The organism is Bacillota bacterium (genome assembly GCA_040755295.1).
GTDB lineage: Bacteria > Bacillota > Desulfotomaculia > Desulfotomaculales > Ammonificaceae > SURF-55.
In genome coordinates, this window is record JBFMBK010000007.1 from 105,682 (window position 1) to 120,261 (window position 14,580).

A 14,580-nucleotide genomic window follows, 5' to 3' on the forward strand; every position below is an offset into this window, starting at 1 on the left:
TTTGGTAAACGGGGGCATTAAGATGGCTTTAGCCAGAGGACAACGGCGGCTTTTAGGCGATTTTCTTTTAGAAAACAAGCTCATTACGCCGGCGCAGCTTCAGGAAGGGTTGAAGCTGCAGCAGAAGACCGGCGAACGGCTTGGGAAGACGCTGGTTGACCTCGGTTATGTTTCCCAGGAAGACATCGTGGATATTCTGCAGTGCCAGCTCGGAATACCCCAGGTAAACCTCAGCGCTACGAAAATAAACCCCCTTTTGTTCGATAGTGTTCCGGAAAACCTCGTGCGCCGGCACAAGGTCATTCCGGTTAAAAAGGAAGGAAACAAGTTGACCGTCGCGTTGGTCGACCCTCTTAACATGGTGGCGATCGACGACCTTCACCTCGCTACGGGCCTGGAAATTGAGCCGCTGCTGGCTACTGAGAGGGAAATCGACAGCGCGATACAACGATACTTCGAACTGCCCGGGCTCGGCAAGGCGATGGAGGAGTTGGAGGTAACCGAAATCGCGCAGATGGAGGCGGTAAACCTCGACGGGCGTGAAGAATCGATAGGAGATGAAGCACCCATCGTACGCCTGGCCAACTCACTGGTCATCCAGGCGATAAACGACCAGGCCAGCGACATCCACATCGAGCCCCAGCAGGAGAACGTACGGATAAGGTTTCGCGTCGACGGAATGCTGCGGGAGGCGACGACCCTGTCACGCAAGTTCAGGGCGCCTCTGATTTCGCGGATTAAAATAATGGCCGGCATGGATATCGCCGAGCGCAGGACCCCTCAGGACGGCCGCATTCAGATCCGCTACCAGGAACGTGATGTTGACCTGCGTGTTTCCACCATGCCTACGGTTTTCGGGGAAAAGGCGGTCCTCCGGATTCTGGATAAAGGGAAAATGCTTCTCCGGATCGACCAATTGGGTTTCCAGGAGGAGAACTTGAGCCGCTTTAAGGAGATTATCCGGCATTCTTACGGCATGATCCTGATTACGGGACCGACCGGCAGCGGAAAAACCACCACGCTCTACGGCGTGTTGTCGGAGATCAACTCGCCGGAGTTGAACGTGATAACCATCGAGGATCCCGTTGAGTACCTTCTGGCGGGTGTGAATCAGGTTCAGGTCAATACGAAGGCGGGGCTGACCTTCGCGCGCGGTCTGCGTTCGATGCTGCGCCAGGACCCCGATATTGTAATGGTCGGGGAGATCAGGGACGCCGAAACCGCCGAGATAGCGGTGCGCGCGGCGATGACGGGACACCTGGTCCTTTCGACGATGCACACAAATGACGCCGCGGGCGCCGTAGCGCGGCTTTTGGACATGGGAATAGAACCGTTCCTGGTCGCTTCGACGCTGATCGGAGTTACGGCGCAGCGGCTTGTACGGATGGTGTGTCCCCGGTGCCGGGAGGCTTACCAACCTGAGACGGGAGCGCCCGAACGCTTCTTCATGGGAATGGGGCCTTCCGATCCCGTGACCGTTTACCGGGCAAAGGGATGCCGGTACTGTGACAATGCCGGTTATCGAAGGCGGACAAGCATCTGTGAGGTGCTGCCGGTAACGCCTGCCATCAAGGAAATGGTCATCAGGAAGATGCCTGCTTCTGTAATTCGGCGGCAGGCGGTAGCCGAGGGGATGCGAACCCTTCAGGAAGACGGGATCCAGAAAGCCCTGGAAGGGACTACCACCATTAAAGAGGTCATGCGGGTGGCGTACTTGGAGGATAGTTAAACAGTAGATAGTAGGTGTGAGTTTTCAGTAACGAGTTGCGAGTTGCGAGTCACGAGTCATGAGTCGCGGGTCACGAGTTACGAGTCACGAGTTGCGAGTCACGAGTCACAAATCATGAGTCACGAGTAAAGACTCCTTTACTCTTGGCTCCTGTTGTCAGACCTCGGACGTTGAACCTATTTGTTAGGGAGTTGCCCATGCCGCCCAAGGCGGCACCACGATGAAAATGAGACCCGTAAGCTTGAAACTTAGAAGCAGTAGCCGTTAACCGGTATTTGTTTTATTATCCATGGCGTCCTTGGCGCCTTGGCGGTTGATTTTATTTAGGGAGGGGTACTTAAGATGTTAATACCCGATATCCATATACTCTTAAATCTGGCGGTGGAGCAGAAGGCTTCGGATATTCACCTGACGGTTGCCGTGCCTCCGGTTTTCCGGATCAACGGCGAACTTGTTCCCCTGAGTCTGGACATGGAGGGACAATTGACTCCCCGTGTCACCGGCAGCGAGCTGAAGGGGGAGGAAGAGGGCATCCAGACGCTCACCCGGGAGGATGTCGAGGACCTGGTGCGGCAGTTGATGACCGAGCATCAGTTAAAACGCTTTGCGGAAATCGGTGAGGTCGATTTCGCTTACGGAGTATCGGGCCTTGGGCGCTTCCGGATTAACTGCTTTAAGCAGCGCGGCAGCCCGGCGGTGGCCATCCGCGTCTTAAACACCCGTGTGCCGGCGATCGCCGACCTCGGACTGCCCGATGTGCTCGCGCACTTGGCGCGGCGCCCCCACGGGCTCGTCCTGGTGACCGGGGCGGCTGGAAGCGGTAAATCTACAACCCTCGCGGCAATGGTCAACCTGATCAACCGGGAGCGGCGCTGCCACATTCTGACCCTCGAAGATCCCATTGAGTATCTGCACCGTCACAACCGCTCGATTGTAAACCAGCGCGAAATCGAAGACGACACCAGGAGCTTCGCCACCGCGTTGAGGGCGGCCCTGCGCGAAGACCCCGACGTGATAATGGTCGGTGAGATGCGCGATCTCGAAACCACCGCCATCACCGTCACCGCCGCCGAAACCGGCCACTTAGTATTGGCCACGATGCACACCCCCAACGCCGCGTTTACCATAGACCGCATCATCGACGTCTTTCCGCCGCACCAACAAGGGCAGGTGCGGATTCAGCTTGCCGGCGCTATGCAGGGGATTATCGCCCAGCAGCTTCTCCCGCGCGCAGATAAGAAAGGCCGCGTTGTCGCGGTTGAAGTGCTGATTGCGACACCGGCGGTGCGGAATCTCATCCGCGAAGGAAAGACGCAGCAGATCCCCACTCTTATACAGACTGGGAGCCGGTACGGAATGATATCTTTCGACCAGAGCCTGAAGAGCCTCAGCGCACGGGGCTTTATTACGAAGGAACAGATGTTCTCCCGTGTCGAGGATTCGGAGGCCTTGCTGCGGGGAACTTAAAAACTCCAAAAATCAAGCAGGAAAACCGTAATTTCTGCCGAATCTTTCCTATGAGAAAGGTTATTACCACCACCAGGTCGATAATAAGCAATGGTCTATAAAATGTCGCCCATAATTTGTCTATTTAAATTAACATTGTCTGATTAATTACAATTATGAACGCCTTTGAGGGGGTTCATTTTAATTGTTGGAGGGAATTTGAGGAATTGGTCGGAAGTTTGATGATAAGGTGTGAACGTGGTTTCACTGTTGTTGAATTATTGATAGTAATATCCGTTATTGTTATCTTATCTTCTATTGTGGTAATTGTACTCCCCGGAAGGGTGGACAACATGAGAGAAAAAGCGGTTATGACCGAGTTCCGCGGGATCAAAACGGTATTGGACGAGCATCTTGAATTGAACGACTATTTACCCGATAATACCAGCATTGAAACGGTACTACAAGACGACAACATTAACTGGACCGGTGTTACGGGAGGCATCACTGACCCTTGGGGCAACGCCTACTACTACCGGGCAGCGGCGGGAAATACCTACATCGTGGTTTCGAAAGGAAGAGACGAATTACGTAACTCTGGGGACGAAATCTTTGTCAGACAGAATGTGCCGCCGACAAGAGATAAATATACCTATCAATCCGGGGGCAGTTATTCAAACGGTGTGGCATGGTAAGCTGCCAAAGGGGTTGCCGTTTGGTTGTGTTTAATGCCAAAATGCACCGAATCATTGTGTATTAAACAATAGACCGGTAACTTTATAGTTTAATCGTTTACGGGGAGGTCCGTTGGGTGCTGCGACGGGTGCGAAAGATATGCCGTTGCCTTTATCAGGACGAATGTGGTTTCACCTTGATTGAGCTCATCATTGTCGCGATCTTGCTAGGTATCCTCGTTATAGTTTTTACCTCCGGCATCAAGGGTAAGGTTACTAAAGCCAAACAAGACAAGGTGATCGCGGACCTGCGGGCGATGAAAACCGTTCTTGACACCTACTTTAACGACTATGGCGAGTACCCAAAAGGAAGAAGAAACGGGTGGGGTACCCCTACGATTAATGACGTGATGCGTGAGCACGGAATCAACTGGGACCCGTATTCTCTGGACGGGTTAAGAGACCCGTGGGGTCATGCTTATGTATACAGAACCCCTCAGGTTATTCGGCCTGGTATGGATACCTTACACGGGGGTCCCTTTATGAGCAAGTACCGTACAGGCTATTTGTTGTTTTCCTGCGGTCCTGACCGCCAGTTACAGAATGGTTGGAGTCCCGGTGAACAAAAACAGAGCAAAGACGATATCTATGTGACGCATAATCGTTCGCCTGCCGAGAATTTGACGAACTGGAGGACAAGGTCGGAGTTTGTCCCGGAGTTCGGAGTACAAGGCGGCAATGACGCTTACGAGTCCCGTTCATGTTTGGATACGAGTATCCTTATTTTCGGTGGCGTGTTTTAAATACGTTATTAGACATTAGTATTGTTGTTCCCCACGGGGGAGGGCAATTATGGATTGTCATAAATCCCGCTGGATGAACGTTGGTCGGGAGAATGAGAAAGGTTTGACCATAATCGAATTATCTATAGTCGTCAGCATCATTCTGATTCTGGCATCAGCGCTCATATTACCTGGGGTCAGGCGCTTTTTAAACGCTGCAAGGGAAAAGGAGGCCGTGGCCGAGCTGCAGGCGATGAAGAGCGTGATGGATACATATTATGCGAATTACGGCATACTCCCTTCAGGTCCTTACGGGAATCCTGTGTCCAGGACAGGCCCACTCCCACACCCGCACATCGGGGAAGTGTTAAGGGAGAAGGGTATTAATTGGGACGATGATTCTTTCAACGGCTTATTGGACCCGTGGGGCAAGAGTTACGTGTATCGAACCGACATGTGGCACCCGGGGCATCCGGGAACCCGTCAGCGATACATAATTTTTTCCAAAGGACCGGACAAGCTTGAGGAAAACAGGGACGACATTTACATAACGGAGAATCGTTTTACATCTAAAGACTTGACAAATATAAAGACGGATTTTGGTTTTACCTATATGGGTGGTCCTCACGAAGTCTATGAGGCTTATTCCAACCGGCAAGGAGCTTTAGATTCTACGGTGGACTAAAGGTGAAGCAGAACGTGTCTAGTCAAATAATAGAATCCTGTATGTGTTTCAAAATTATAAACATTTCTGCTATGCGAAGAGTATCAACTTGAAACGACATACGATCAGATAAAATAACAGCTCTACCAAATATTATGTAAATGAGGGAGAGAGTCTTATTGGCCCGGGTGTTTGCATACAAGACGAGAAGCCACGAAGGCAGGCATGTCGACGGTTTTCTCGAAGCCGACAGCGAGGCGGCTGCGGTCGGGATACTCAGGGCTAGGAACCTTTTCGTCGTCGATGTGCGGCCTGCTACGGATGCGGGTGGTACAAGCAGGTTCAACATCAGCCTGGAGTCACTTTTCCGGCCGAAGGTTACACTACGGGAACTGGCCATATTCTGCCGGCAGTTTTCGGTGATGCTCGAGGCAGGGGTGCCGGTATTCCAGTCTTTGAACATTCTTGCGGAACAGACGGAGAAATCAGCCTTCAAACAGGCGATCGGGAAGGTTGTCGAGCAGCTTGAGGGAGGCTTCGGCCTCGCGGAAAGCTTCCGTCTTTTTCCGCGGATCTTTCCGCCGGTTTTCACCAGCATGATCGAGGCGGGCGAGGTGAGCGGCACGCTTGAACTGGTTCTCGGGAGGCTCGCGGTGCATTTTGAAAAAGAGCACGAAATCCGGGAGCAGGTCCGGGGCGCCATGATGTATCCCGCGGTGGTCCTGCTGATAGCTTTTATGGCGGTTACCATATTAATGATCTGGGTGATCCCGGGGTTTGAAAAACTGCTGGCCGACATGAAGGCGGATTTGCCGCTGCCAACGCGCTTTATTTTCGGTGTAAGCCGTTTTGTGAGGCATTTCTGGTGGGCGCCTCCCGCAGTTGCGGTTTTGTTTATCTTAAGCCTTAAGTACTTCTTCGGCTCGACGATCGGGGGCAAAGAGCTATGGGACCGCGCGGTTTTGAGAATGCCTATCGTGGGAACAGTGGCCCGTAAGGTCATTATCGCCCGGTTTGCGCGGACACTGGGCTCGATGGTGAAGAGCGGCGTGCCGATCCTGGCGGCGCTGGAGGTGGTGCGGAAAACAGCCGGAAATGCTGTAGCATCCCGGGCGATCGGCGAAACTATGGAAAGCGTAAGCGAAGGGGGGGCGATAGCGGGACTTCTGGAAAAAAGCGGCGTCTTTCCGCCCATGGTTACGCGCATGGTCGCTATCGGCGAGGAGACGGGCGCGATGGAAAGCCTTTTGGAGAAGGTGGCAACATTCTACGACCAGGACGTCGATCAGGCAGTAAAGAGGCTTACGGTCACGATCGAGCCTGTGTTGATTGTGCTGGTCGGTGTTGTTGTCGGTTCCATTATACTATCCATACTGATTCCCATGTTTTCAATTTACAGCAGCTACCGCTAATGAAACGGCTATTATCCATAATTCTAAGGATTCGCGGCTGTTACCGGCGGAAAGGGGGTGGCAAACGGTCGGTTTCTGATGTTAGCTGGAAGACTATGAAAACTTATTGCCGGAGTTTCACAATTATAAGGAGGTCTTTATATTGTTTTTAAAATCAAAGCTGCGTAAACACGCATCGAGAAAAGACTACGGTTTCACCTTAATCGAACTTATAGTGGTCATAGCCATTATCGGGGTAATAGCCATAATCGCGATTCCCAGGCTGACGAACCGGGCCGACGACGCACGGGCGAGGTCTGTTGAGGCGACGCTGCGTTCAATGAGGACCGTCTTGGACGTGTACCGTACGGATTACCAGCGGTATCCTGACGGTTCCGAAATAGGCTCGGTGATGCAAGATCACGGTATAGACTGGACGGGTGCGGCCGGCGGACAGGTTGACCCATGGGGCAATGGTTATGCGTATGGGCAGTTGACAACTGACACGTTTGCTCTGGCATCAAAAGGGCCAGATTCGACGGCAAATACCGCTGATGATTTTTATGTTACAGAACTGGTCCAACCTACTCAGGGCAACACTGCTGGAATTCTTGACGGTACTGACGAAGATGCCGTCTCGAACAACGATACTTGGCCCTAAAAAATATACGTGACGAATAAGCGGAATCAATGGCTTACTTGCTAATTATCGTACTGGGTTTTATTATTGGCAGCTTCCTGAACGCGGTGATTTACCGAGTGCCGCGGGGTGAAAGTATCGTCCGGCCGGGGTCTTCATGCCCCGCGTGCGGCGCCCGGCTGAACTGGTTCGAGTTGGTCCCGGTCCTGAGTTACCTGTTCTTGCGCGGAAGATGCCGCCATTGCGGGGTGCGGATTAGCCCCCGCTACCCTGCGGTGGAGGTTTTAACGGCCGCACTGTTTCTAACGGTCTATGTTTTAACGCTGCGGGACGTAAAGACCGGAACAATATCCGATGGAACGCAACTCGCATTGGTATTGTCAAAAAGACTTTTCTTGACGGCCGGGCTTATCGCGGTATCCTTCACGGACCTCGAGCACCGGCGGATTCCCAACCTTCTCGTGCTGGCGCTCTTGGCGGGAGCGGTGGTCCTGGTCCCGCTTGCCGGCGATGTCGAGGTCATCCAGGCGGCGCTGGGATGCCTGGCCGCCGGTGGAGCGCTTCTGCTGCTCGGCATCTTGTTCAAGGACGGGATGGGCGGCGGGGACATCAAGCTGGCGGCGGTTGCAGGTCTTTATCTGGGCTGGGGGAACGCCGTGCTGGGACTTTTTCTGGGAGCGCTGTCCGGGAGCGTTATAGGTGTGTCCCTGATCATAGCCGGGAGGAAGACGCGGAAGGACTTCATCCCGTTCGGGCCTTTCCTGGCGGCCGGCTTTTTTGTAAGCATGCTCTGGGGCGGGGAAATCGTCCGGTGGTATCTTTCCTATTACGGCATTCGCTGAAGATTTCCGTAAATTATTTTGTGTTTTATTAATGAAAAATGTTTGGGAAACCGGGGTGGAACGGGCTTGCGGAAAAGGTACGAGTTAAAGAGTGTATGGAAAAACGAAGCCGGTTACAACCTGGTGGAAATAGTCGTTCTGCTTTTCGTCATCGGCATACTCGCGACGATTGCTGCTGCGAGCTTCAGCGGCAGTATGGCCCGTCATCGGCTTGTAACCTCCGCCAGAACCATGACGGCTGACCTGAGGGAGCAGCGTGATCTAGCAATGAGTAAAGAGGATCACACGGTAGTTTATATATACATAGATGAAAATTACTATCAAATGCAAAAGAACAATGGGACCTGGGAAAACGTTTATCTGCCGAATACAGTGAGGTTTGCAGCATATTACGATCAGAGCAATACGAAAAAATGTACCAAGATGTTATCTTTTTTCGAACAAGGTAATTCGAATGGTGGTACGTCAAGGCTTATGAATTTAAATGGTGATTCAAAGTACATCAGAGTGAGTCCGGTTACCGGCCGCGTATACCTGTCGGAAAATCCGCCTGGTTAATCTGTCGCTGGCAAAGGTTAGGTACTGCATTAATGTTTGAAAATGAGCAAGGTTTAACCCTGGCGGAGGTCCTGGTGGCGGCGGTAATCCTCGGGATCGCCGCTCTGGGGCTTTTCGGCGCATTCGACACCGGCAGGCGGCTTGACGTTACGGCGCGGTACGATGCGGCTGCGGTTAACCGCGCCCAGGAACTGCTTGAGCAGCAGCGCGCTGTTCCTTATACCAGTCTTGCTCCGGTCCCAACAAGAACCCTTGATCCTGCCGACCAGATATTGGGTCCCGACGCCAGGTTTTGCATAGCGCTTGGAAATGAAAATGCTTCTGCCGGGTGTAATTACAAGACGGTGACGGTTTCCGTATACTACTCGGTACCCCTCGGCACTATGGCCCACACCGTTGCGAGGCAAATAGACCTTACGATGGAACGGAGCAGCCTTGAAACAGCGCTTTAATGAAAAAGGGTTTACCCTTGTGGAGGCCGTTTTAACGGTAACGCTGACAGCGCTGCTGTTTCTCGGCGGCGGCTTGTTATACCGGAATTCGCTTGAGCAATGGTACTGGGCCGACAGGCAAAGCGAGGTTCAGGATAACCTGCGGATAGGTATGGAGAGAATCGTTCGTGATGTCAGGCTGGCGACCGATATTACAGAACCGGTTCCGGGTGCTGAAGGTCCAACACTCATTCTTAAGCAGGGAACCGGCAACATCATTACTTATGAACTCGATGCGGACGGCGAACTTCAAATAAGGCGTGCATCCGCCCAACCGGTAACCACAGGCGTCATAACGGCTGTATATTTTTCGCGAACGGCGGCGAATCCAAGACTGGTCAACATCACAATCTCGGGCAGAAGTCCGGAAAATCCGGAACTGCCCGTTGTTACGGTCCGGACGGCGGCTTATGCGCGGCTGGCTCCGTGAAAATATAAGATAGCATTTATATCGTTTAAATGATTAACGGACGGAGAAAGTGTGTGGTGATGTTCAGGTAGGGCTTCCAACTGGTCGAAGAACCCGGAAAGCCCTTCATGCAATACAGGTTTACGGTTTTGATCTCCCATGACTTTGAACCTTGAACGCTGAACCTCAAGCTTGATACATATAAAGGGGGTCAGGGGTTTGCCCTTAAAACTTAGTGCTGACCGGGACAAACCGGCGCCGCCTGCCGCGCCGAAATGGTACAAGCGTTTGCTGTCACGCAAAGCCGCCGTGGCGGGGGTGGATATCGGGACGCGCGAGATACGGATTGCGAAGGTCAGAATGACGGGGGCGGGACCTGAGGTTGTGGGTATCGGGCGGTTCCCGACCCCGGCGGGCGTATTGCCGGAAGGTATACTCTCCGAGCCGCTGGTTTCGGCCCTGAAAAAGGCGATGCAGAATCTGGCTGTCGAGGGCGAAAAGGTCGTGACGGCGGTTGGAGGAGAAAAGGTGATCCTTCGGCATATCCGTATGCCGGTGATGCCGGAAAAGGAAATGGAAACGGCGATCCGGTGGGAAGCCGAGCGGCACATTCCGGTACCGCTCGGGGAACTTGTTCTCCGGCACGTAACCCTCGGGGAGGTCATGACGGACGGGGCGCGGCAGGTACAGGTTCTTCTGGCCGCTGTACCCTTAAAAACAGCCCATGAATACTATAACCTTTTCCAGCAGGCGGGGTTGAAACTGGCGGCGATAGACCTTCAGGCGATCGCTCTCTGGCGGGTTTTTGCCGGTAGCTATAAAATACCGCCCGCGGGCACGGTCGGGATTATGAACATCGGCTCTGTCGCAAGTCAGTTCGTGGTGCTGCATGAAGGAAAACTGGAACTCACCCGGAGCATCTCGGTCGGCGGGGATGCGGTTACGGAGGCCCTGGCGCGGACGTGCGGCGTGGACTCCAACGTCGCCCAGCGGATGAAGGAGGAGGAAGGAGACGTTGCCGCGGTGATCGGTGAAGTCGCCGTGACCGGCGAGCCGGGCGGGGTGCAGCTTGATTTGGCGGTCCGGGAAGGACTGGGGGAAATCGTACGGGGGATAAGGCAGAGCCTGAGCTGGTGCCGCACGCAAAACAGGGAGCGTTTGGTCGAACGAATAATTCTGTGCGGCGGCGGGGCCAAGCTTAAGGGGCTTCCCGCTTTCCTGACTGAGGAACTGGAACTGCCGGTGGATCTCGGACTTCCCGGCGTCAGGGTGCACACGGCGAACCCCGAAGAGGAGTACGAGCCCTCACTCGCGCTGGCCGTCGGGCTGGCGCTCAGGGAGGTGGTCGGCTGATGTACAGAATAAACTTGCTGCCGCAGGAACTCCTTGCCGATGCCGCAGGTAAAAAGCGCGATGTCCTGCTGCCGGGGGCCATTGTTTTAAGCGGTGTCCTTCTTACGGCATATATAATTCTTGCGGTTTACAATTATATCGGATATTTGCATGTTAACGAAAAGAAAACAGCGCTGCAGAACCTTGAGCCTCAAATAAAGCACGTGGAATCTCTCGAAAGCCAAACCGCCAAAGACAAGGAACAGCTTGGGGTCCTGGCGGGGGCCGATTCGGAAAGACGCCATTATTACTCCGTGCTTGAAAGCGTCTACTCTAAACTTCCGGTCGACATGTGGCTGACCAGGTTCACCGTTTCCTGCCTGGCGCCTTCGGAAAAAACTTCGGGAAAACAATCCGACGAGCTTAAACCGGAAGATTTTCAAAAGCCTACCCAACTGGTCATCCAGGGGGGAACCGGTTCCCTTGCTTCCGTGGGCGTGTACCTGAACAAGTTATTGGAATTCCCTTACTTAAAAACGGTGACTTTGAAGGAAGTCAGGGAGATAGAAGTCACGCCGGAACAGCCGTCGCCAACGGTACAGCCGGAGGGTGACCGACCGGCGGTACAGCAAGCGGCGGAAAACGTGCGAGTAACGGTGTTCACCATAGAAGCGGTGCTGGCGGAAGGGGGATGGCGGTAATGCGGCAGAAACTCGCCCGCCGGGAGCAATTTTTATTGTTTGTTTTGGGAGTTCTGATCGTGACGTATCTTTACTGGCTCTACTTGCTGCAGCCGCAACTGACGGCCCGCAACAACGTGCTGTCGGAACTTGAGACGGCGAACGAGTTGTTGAAAAAAGGCCAAAACATCGCCGAATCGCTTCCCCGCGCAGAGCAGGCGCAGGAAGATGTGAAGAAGCAATTATCTAAAGTGATGCCAAAGTTCAGCAACGAGATGCAGGACGGGGCGGTACTCGTGGACATCGGACTGACGGCCGTAAAACAGGGCGTGGATGTGACGCTTGTCCGCCCTGCCCGGGTTGTGGACAAGAAGTATTACCTCGAGCTTCCTTTTGAGTTCCAGGTGCGGGGCGACTACCCTCAGGTGATGCAGTTTATCAGTAAGATAGAAAATCTGGCCAATATTTCGGAAATCCGAAAACTTGACATTATGACGGAGGCCTTGGCTGAAGACGAAGGCGCGTCTCCTCTCGCAGCTTACGGTCGAGTGGTTGCCGATTTTATTCCGGTGATCTACGCGGCGCCTACACCACAGAACAAGATCCAGCTTGAAGCCTTGGCTAAGTGGGAACTTCACCGTCCTAACATGTTCGATGTGCAAACGACGGAAAGTCCATATCCCGGCATCGAACCGCCGCCTAAAGGCCCGTTCACGGGACCCGGAACAGGCTCGTTGATAGGTATAGGACAAGAGACGGGTATGGGAACGGGTTTTGAACCGGTACCCGAACAGGGTGTTGAGCCGGGTATGGACACGGGATTTCCGGGAACGGAGCCGGGGGCGGATGCGGGACTACAGGGAAATGAACCGGAACCGGATGCGGGACTGCCGGCAACGGAACCGGATACGAATGCCGGGTTGTAAAAACGACGGTATACACGATTGCTTTATATCGGGAAGGTACTGATGAAGAAGCGACATAAAGCGGCAAAACGATCTGTTTGGACCCGTGGAGGCTGCGGACTGCCGTGTCTTCAAGACGGCGGGCGGAACTTTATAAGCCCGCGCGGTTCACTTCTCCGCAAAAGTGAAATTCTCCTGCGAAACGACCGGGGACAGGCCGCGCTGCTAGCGATAACGCTGATACTGCTGCTCGTCATCCTTACTACCGCGAGCCTTACCGTTACCGGTTTTACCAAACGCGCTTCATCGACTCAGCTGGAGAGGGCGCAGGCCTTCTACGCGGCCGAAGCCGGAATAAACCGCGCCCTGGCCGTTCTGCAAAGAGACCCGATGTGGTCGGGTTCAGCAAAGAGCGAGGATGACCAAGTCGATGGAGATGAGGTTGAGGGCGCCGTTGCGGACGGCGTTTATATTGAACAGGTAGAAGTGGAATGGGATTCGGTTTCGGCGACCGACGTTACGGTCACCATACGGAGCACCGGTCGGTACCGCGGCGCCAGAAAGACGCTGGCGGCCGGGGCGACTATCAGCTATGACCCTTTTATGTGCGGCGCGGGTGTGACAAACCGCGGCGGGGTGCATATTTACGGGGATTATGATTCGTTGACCATAGAGAACGATGACTGCACGATTGGGGATAACAACGACCCTACAAACCTGATTTTTGCCGGAGGGTACCCCGGGACGAGTTCACTGAATATCGTTAAAAGCAACGGTGGAGCCAACAAGGTGGTCGTTTGCGGCAACGTTTATACCCCTCAAGAGGTGTTCCTGGCTATCGATAACGGTACCGGCCATGAAGAATATGTTGTCAGGGGAGATGTGTTTGCGGAATCGATAATTAATGCTATCTACATTGAGGACGGTGGTTATCACCCTTGGGACTTAACCCTGCCGGAGCGTCCCGTACTGGAAACAGCGGATTATTTTCGAAAGATCGCTAAGAGTTACGGAAGTGCCAACTACATAGATATAGAAGAGCATACCTTTACCGACATGTCGGTTTTGAACGGCGTGTACTTCGTGCAGGGAACGGCGACGCTTTCTCCCTGCCCTAACTACGGAGTAAGAGCGACTATCGTGGCGGCGGGCGGTGTCGTTTTTCCCGATGATTGCGATTTTCAAGCTCGAAAAGGCGCGGTTCTCGGTATTATTTCCCTGAGCGATATCACGATCAACGGCGGTAACGGCAATCCCAGGGTAGATGCGGTTATGCTTTGTAGGGATACCCTGCGTTTTGCGGATGCGGCAAGGATAAACGGCTCTGTTACGACGTGGGGCATTGGTTACGGCGGTGACGCTGAAGCACACGGGCATCAAAGAGGCAAGGTTAGCGCTTACGCATTCAGCCCGGGGGGGAAGCCTGTGAAAATGATCTACGACGAAGCTCTTTTTAAGTGTTACCCGCCGGGGATGCCCTATACAGTCACAGTCGACTCCTTAGCGAATCATAACTTGGCGTTTTGAAACAAAGATGCGGTTTTAAAAAAAAAGTGGACTTAAACCCTTCATAATAAGAATAAGCAGCGCGGCGGGCCGGTGGAAAAACCGGCTTTTTATTTTTGTATGGATTCCGACCCCATTTAAAGTAATAGTCCTTTCTTGGCGTCTTGGCGGTTAGAAAACAGCGGTTTTTGCAAGGCGGGTTTTACCCGCCTTTTCTTTCGGTCGGCGGTGGAATTCAAATGCGGTGAAGGAAATCAGGGAAAGATATAGTAATAAAGATAGTTATGCTATGTTTGAATATCAGCCTTTAAGGGCAAAGGATAAATTAAAGAAAGAAGCGGGCAGAAGTCGATTTCAAAAACTGGAATAAGGCGCGTAAGGCTGTTTCTGCAATTAGGAAGATGGCGACCGGACGAGTTTTTGTTACTCGTGAGCCATCCGGATGGTCCGGGGCAGATGTAAAAAGATCCGGCAGGGCGGTTGTGCCTGCTGAAACGGGGATAGGTAGCGGACGCCGGGGCAAGAGGTCGA

At 53.3% G+C, this 14,580-nt stretch carries 15 protein-coding genes and 1 pseudogene; all 16 read left to right on the plus strand.

All coding sequences use genetic code 11. The features are described 5' to 3' along the window. Window positions 1-22 precede the first annotated feature (22 nt). The 16 genes and pseudogenes from AB1500_07080 (at window position 23) to AB1500_07155 (ending at window position 14,070) form a co-directional block, all read left to right on the plus strand. A complete protein-coding gene (locus AB1500_07080; GenBank protein MEW6182926.1) occupies window positions 23-1,729 on the plus strand; it encodes a GspE/PulE family protein in 1,707 nt (568 codons plus the stop codon). Between the two features lie 342 nt (window positions 1,730-2,071). Continuing rightward, complete coding sequence (locus AB1500_07085; protein MEW6182927.1) at window positions 2,072-3,196, plus strand: type IV pilus twitching motility protein PilT; 1,125 nt, start codon at window positions 2,072-2,074, stop codon at window positions 3,194-3,196. A 221-nt stretch (window positions 3,197-3,417) separates the two neighbouring features. Beyond that, window positions 3,418-3,495 (plus strand): annotated as a pseudogene (locus AB1500_07090) (prepilin-type N-terminal cleavage/methylation domain-containing protein). Between the two features lie 33 nt (window positions 3,496-3,528). Then, on the plus strand, window positions 3,529-3,870 hold the full coding sequence (locus AB1500_07095) for a type II secretion system protein GspG (protein ID MEW6182928.1): 342 nt from the start codon (window positions 3,529-3,531) through the stop codon (window positions 3,868-3,870). Window positions 3,871-3,986: 116 nt separating this feature from the next. After that, window positions 3,987-4,652, plus strand: a complete 666-nt coding sequence (locus AB1500_07100; GenBank protein MEW6182929.1) for a type II secretion system protein GspG — start codon at window positions 3,987-3,989, stop codon at window positions 4,650-4,652. A 49-nt stretch (window positions 4,653-4,701) separates the two neighbouring features. Continuing rightward, window positions 4,702-5,316 carry a prepilin-type N-terminal cleavage/methylation domain-containing protein gene (locus tag AB1500_07105; GenBank protein MEW6182930.1) on the plus strand — a complete coding sequence of 205 codons (615 nt, stop codon included), beginning with the start codon at window positions 4,702-4,704 and terminating at the stop codon, window positions 5,314-5,316. A gap of 167 nt (window positions 5,317-5,483) precedes the next feature. Beyond that, complete coding sequence (locus AB1500_07110; GenBank protein ID MEW6182931.1) at window positions 5,484-6,707, plus strand: type II secretion system F family protein; 1,224 nt, start codon at window positions 5,484-5,486, stop codon at window positions 6,705-6,707. A gap of 142 nt (window positions 6,708-6,849) precedes the next feature. Next, complete coding sequence (locus tag AB1500_07115) at window positions 6,850-7,347, plus strand: type II secretion system protein GspG (protein MEW6182932.1); 498 nt, start codon at window positions 6,850-6,852, stop codon at window positions 7,345-7,347. Window positions 7,348-7,376: 29 nt separating this feature from the next. Continuing rightward, complete coding sequence (locus AB1500_07120) at window positions 7,377-8,168, plus strand: prepilin peptidase (protein MEW6182933.1); 792 nt, start codon at window positions 7,377-7,379, stop codon at window positions 8,166-8,168. Between the two features lie 66 nt (window positions 8,169-8,234). Then, complete coding sequence (locus AB1500_07125) at window positions 8,235-8,726, plus strand: hypothetical protein (protein ID MEW6182934.1); 492 nt, start codon at window positions 8,235-8,237, stop codon at window positions 8,724-8,726. Window positions 8,727-8,758: 32 nt separating this feature from the next. Further along, window positions 8,759-9,178: a prepilin-type N-terminal cleavage/methylation domain-containing protein gene (locus tag AB1500_07130; GenBank protein ID MEW6182935.1), complete on the plus strand. Its 420-nt coding sequence runs from the start codon at window positions 8,759-8,761 to the stop codon at window positions 9,176-9,178. Then, complete coding sequence (locus AB1500_07135; GenBank protein ID MEW6182936.1) at window positions 9,162-9,647, plus strand: hypothetical protein; 486 nt, start codon at window positions 9,162-9,164, stop codon at window positions 9,645-9,647. Before AB1500_07130 ends, AB1500_07135 begins: the two co-directional genes overlap by 17 nt. Before the next feature lie 198 nt (window positions 9,648-9,845). Continuing rightward, window positions 9,846-10,979 (plus strand): type IV pilus assembly protein PilM, encoded by a 1,134-nt coding sequence (gene pilM / locus AB1500_07140; GenBank protein ID MEW6182937.1) that lies wholly within the window; start codon window positions 9,846-9,848, stop codon window positions 10,977-10,979. Next, window positions 10,979-11,659 carry a hypothetical protein gene (locus AB1500_07145; GenBank protein ID MEW6182938.1) on the plus strand — a complete coding sequence of 227 codons (681 nt, stop codon included), beginning with the start codon at window positions 10,979-10,981 and terminating at the stop codon, window positions 11,657-11,659. The genes pilM and AB1500_07145 overlap by 1 nt, the downstream gene beginning before the upstream one ends. Next, complete coding sequence (gene pilO / locus AB1500_07150; GenBank protein ID MEW6182939.1) at window positions 11,659-12,564, plus strand: type 4a pilus biogenesis protein PilO; 906 nt, start codon at window positions 11,659-11,661, stop codon at window positions 12,562-12,564. The genes AB1500_07145 and pilO overlap by 1 nt, the downstream gene beginning before the upstream one ends. 42 nt (window positions 12,565-12,606) lie before the next feature. Continuing rightward, entirely contained in the window at window positions 12,607-14,070 is a 1,464-nt protein-coding gene (locus tag AB1500_07155; GenBank protein ID MEW6182940.1) for a hypothetical protein, read from the plus strand. Window positions 14,071-14,580 lie beyond the last annotated feature (510 nt).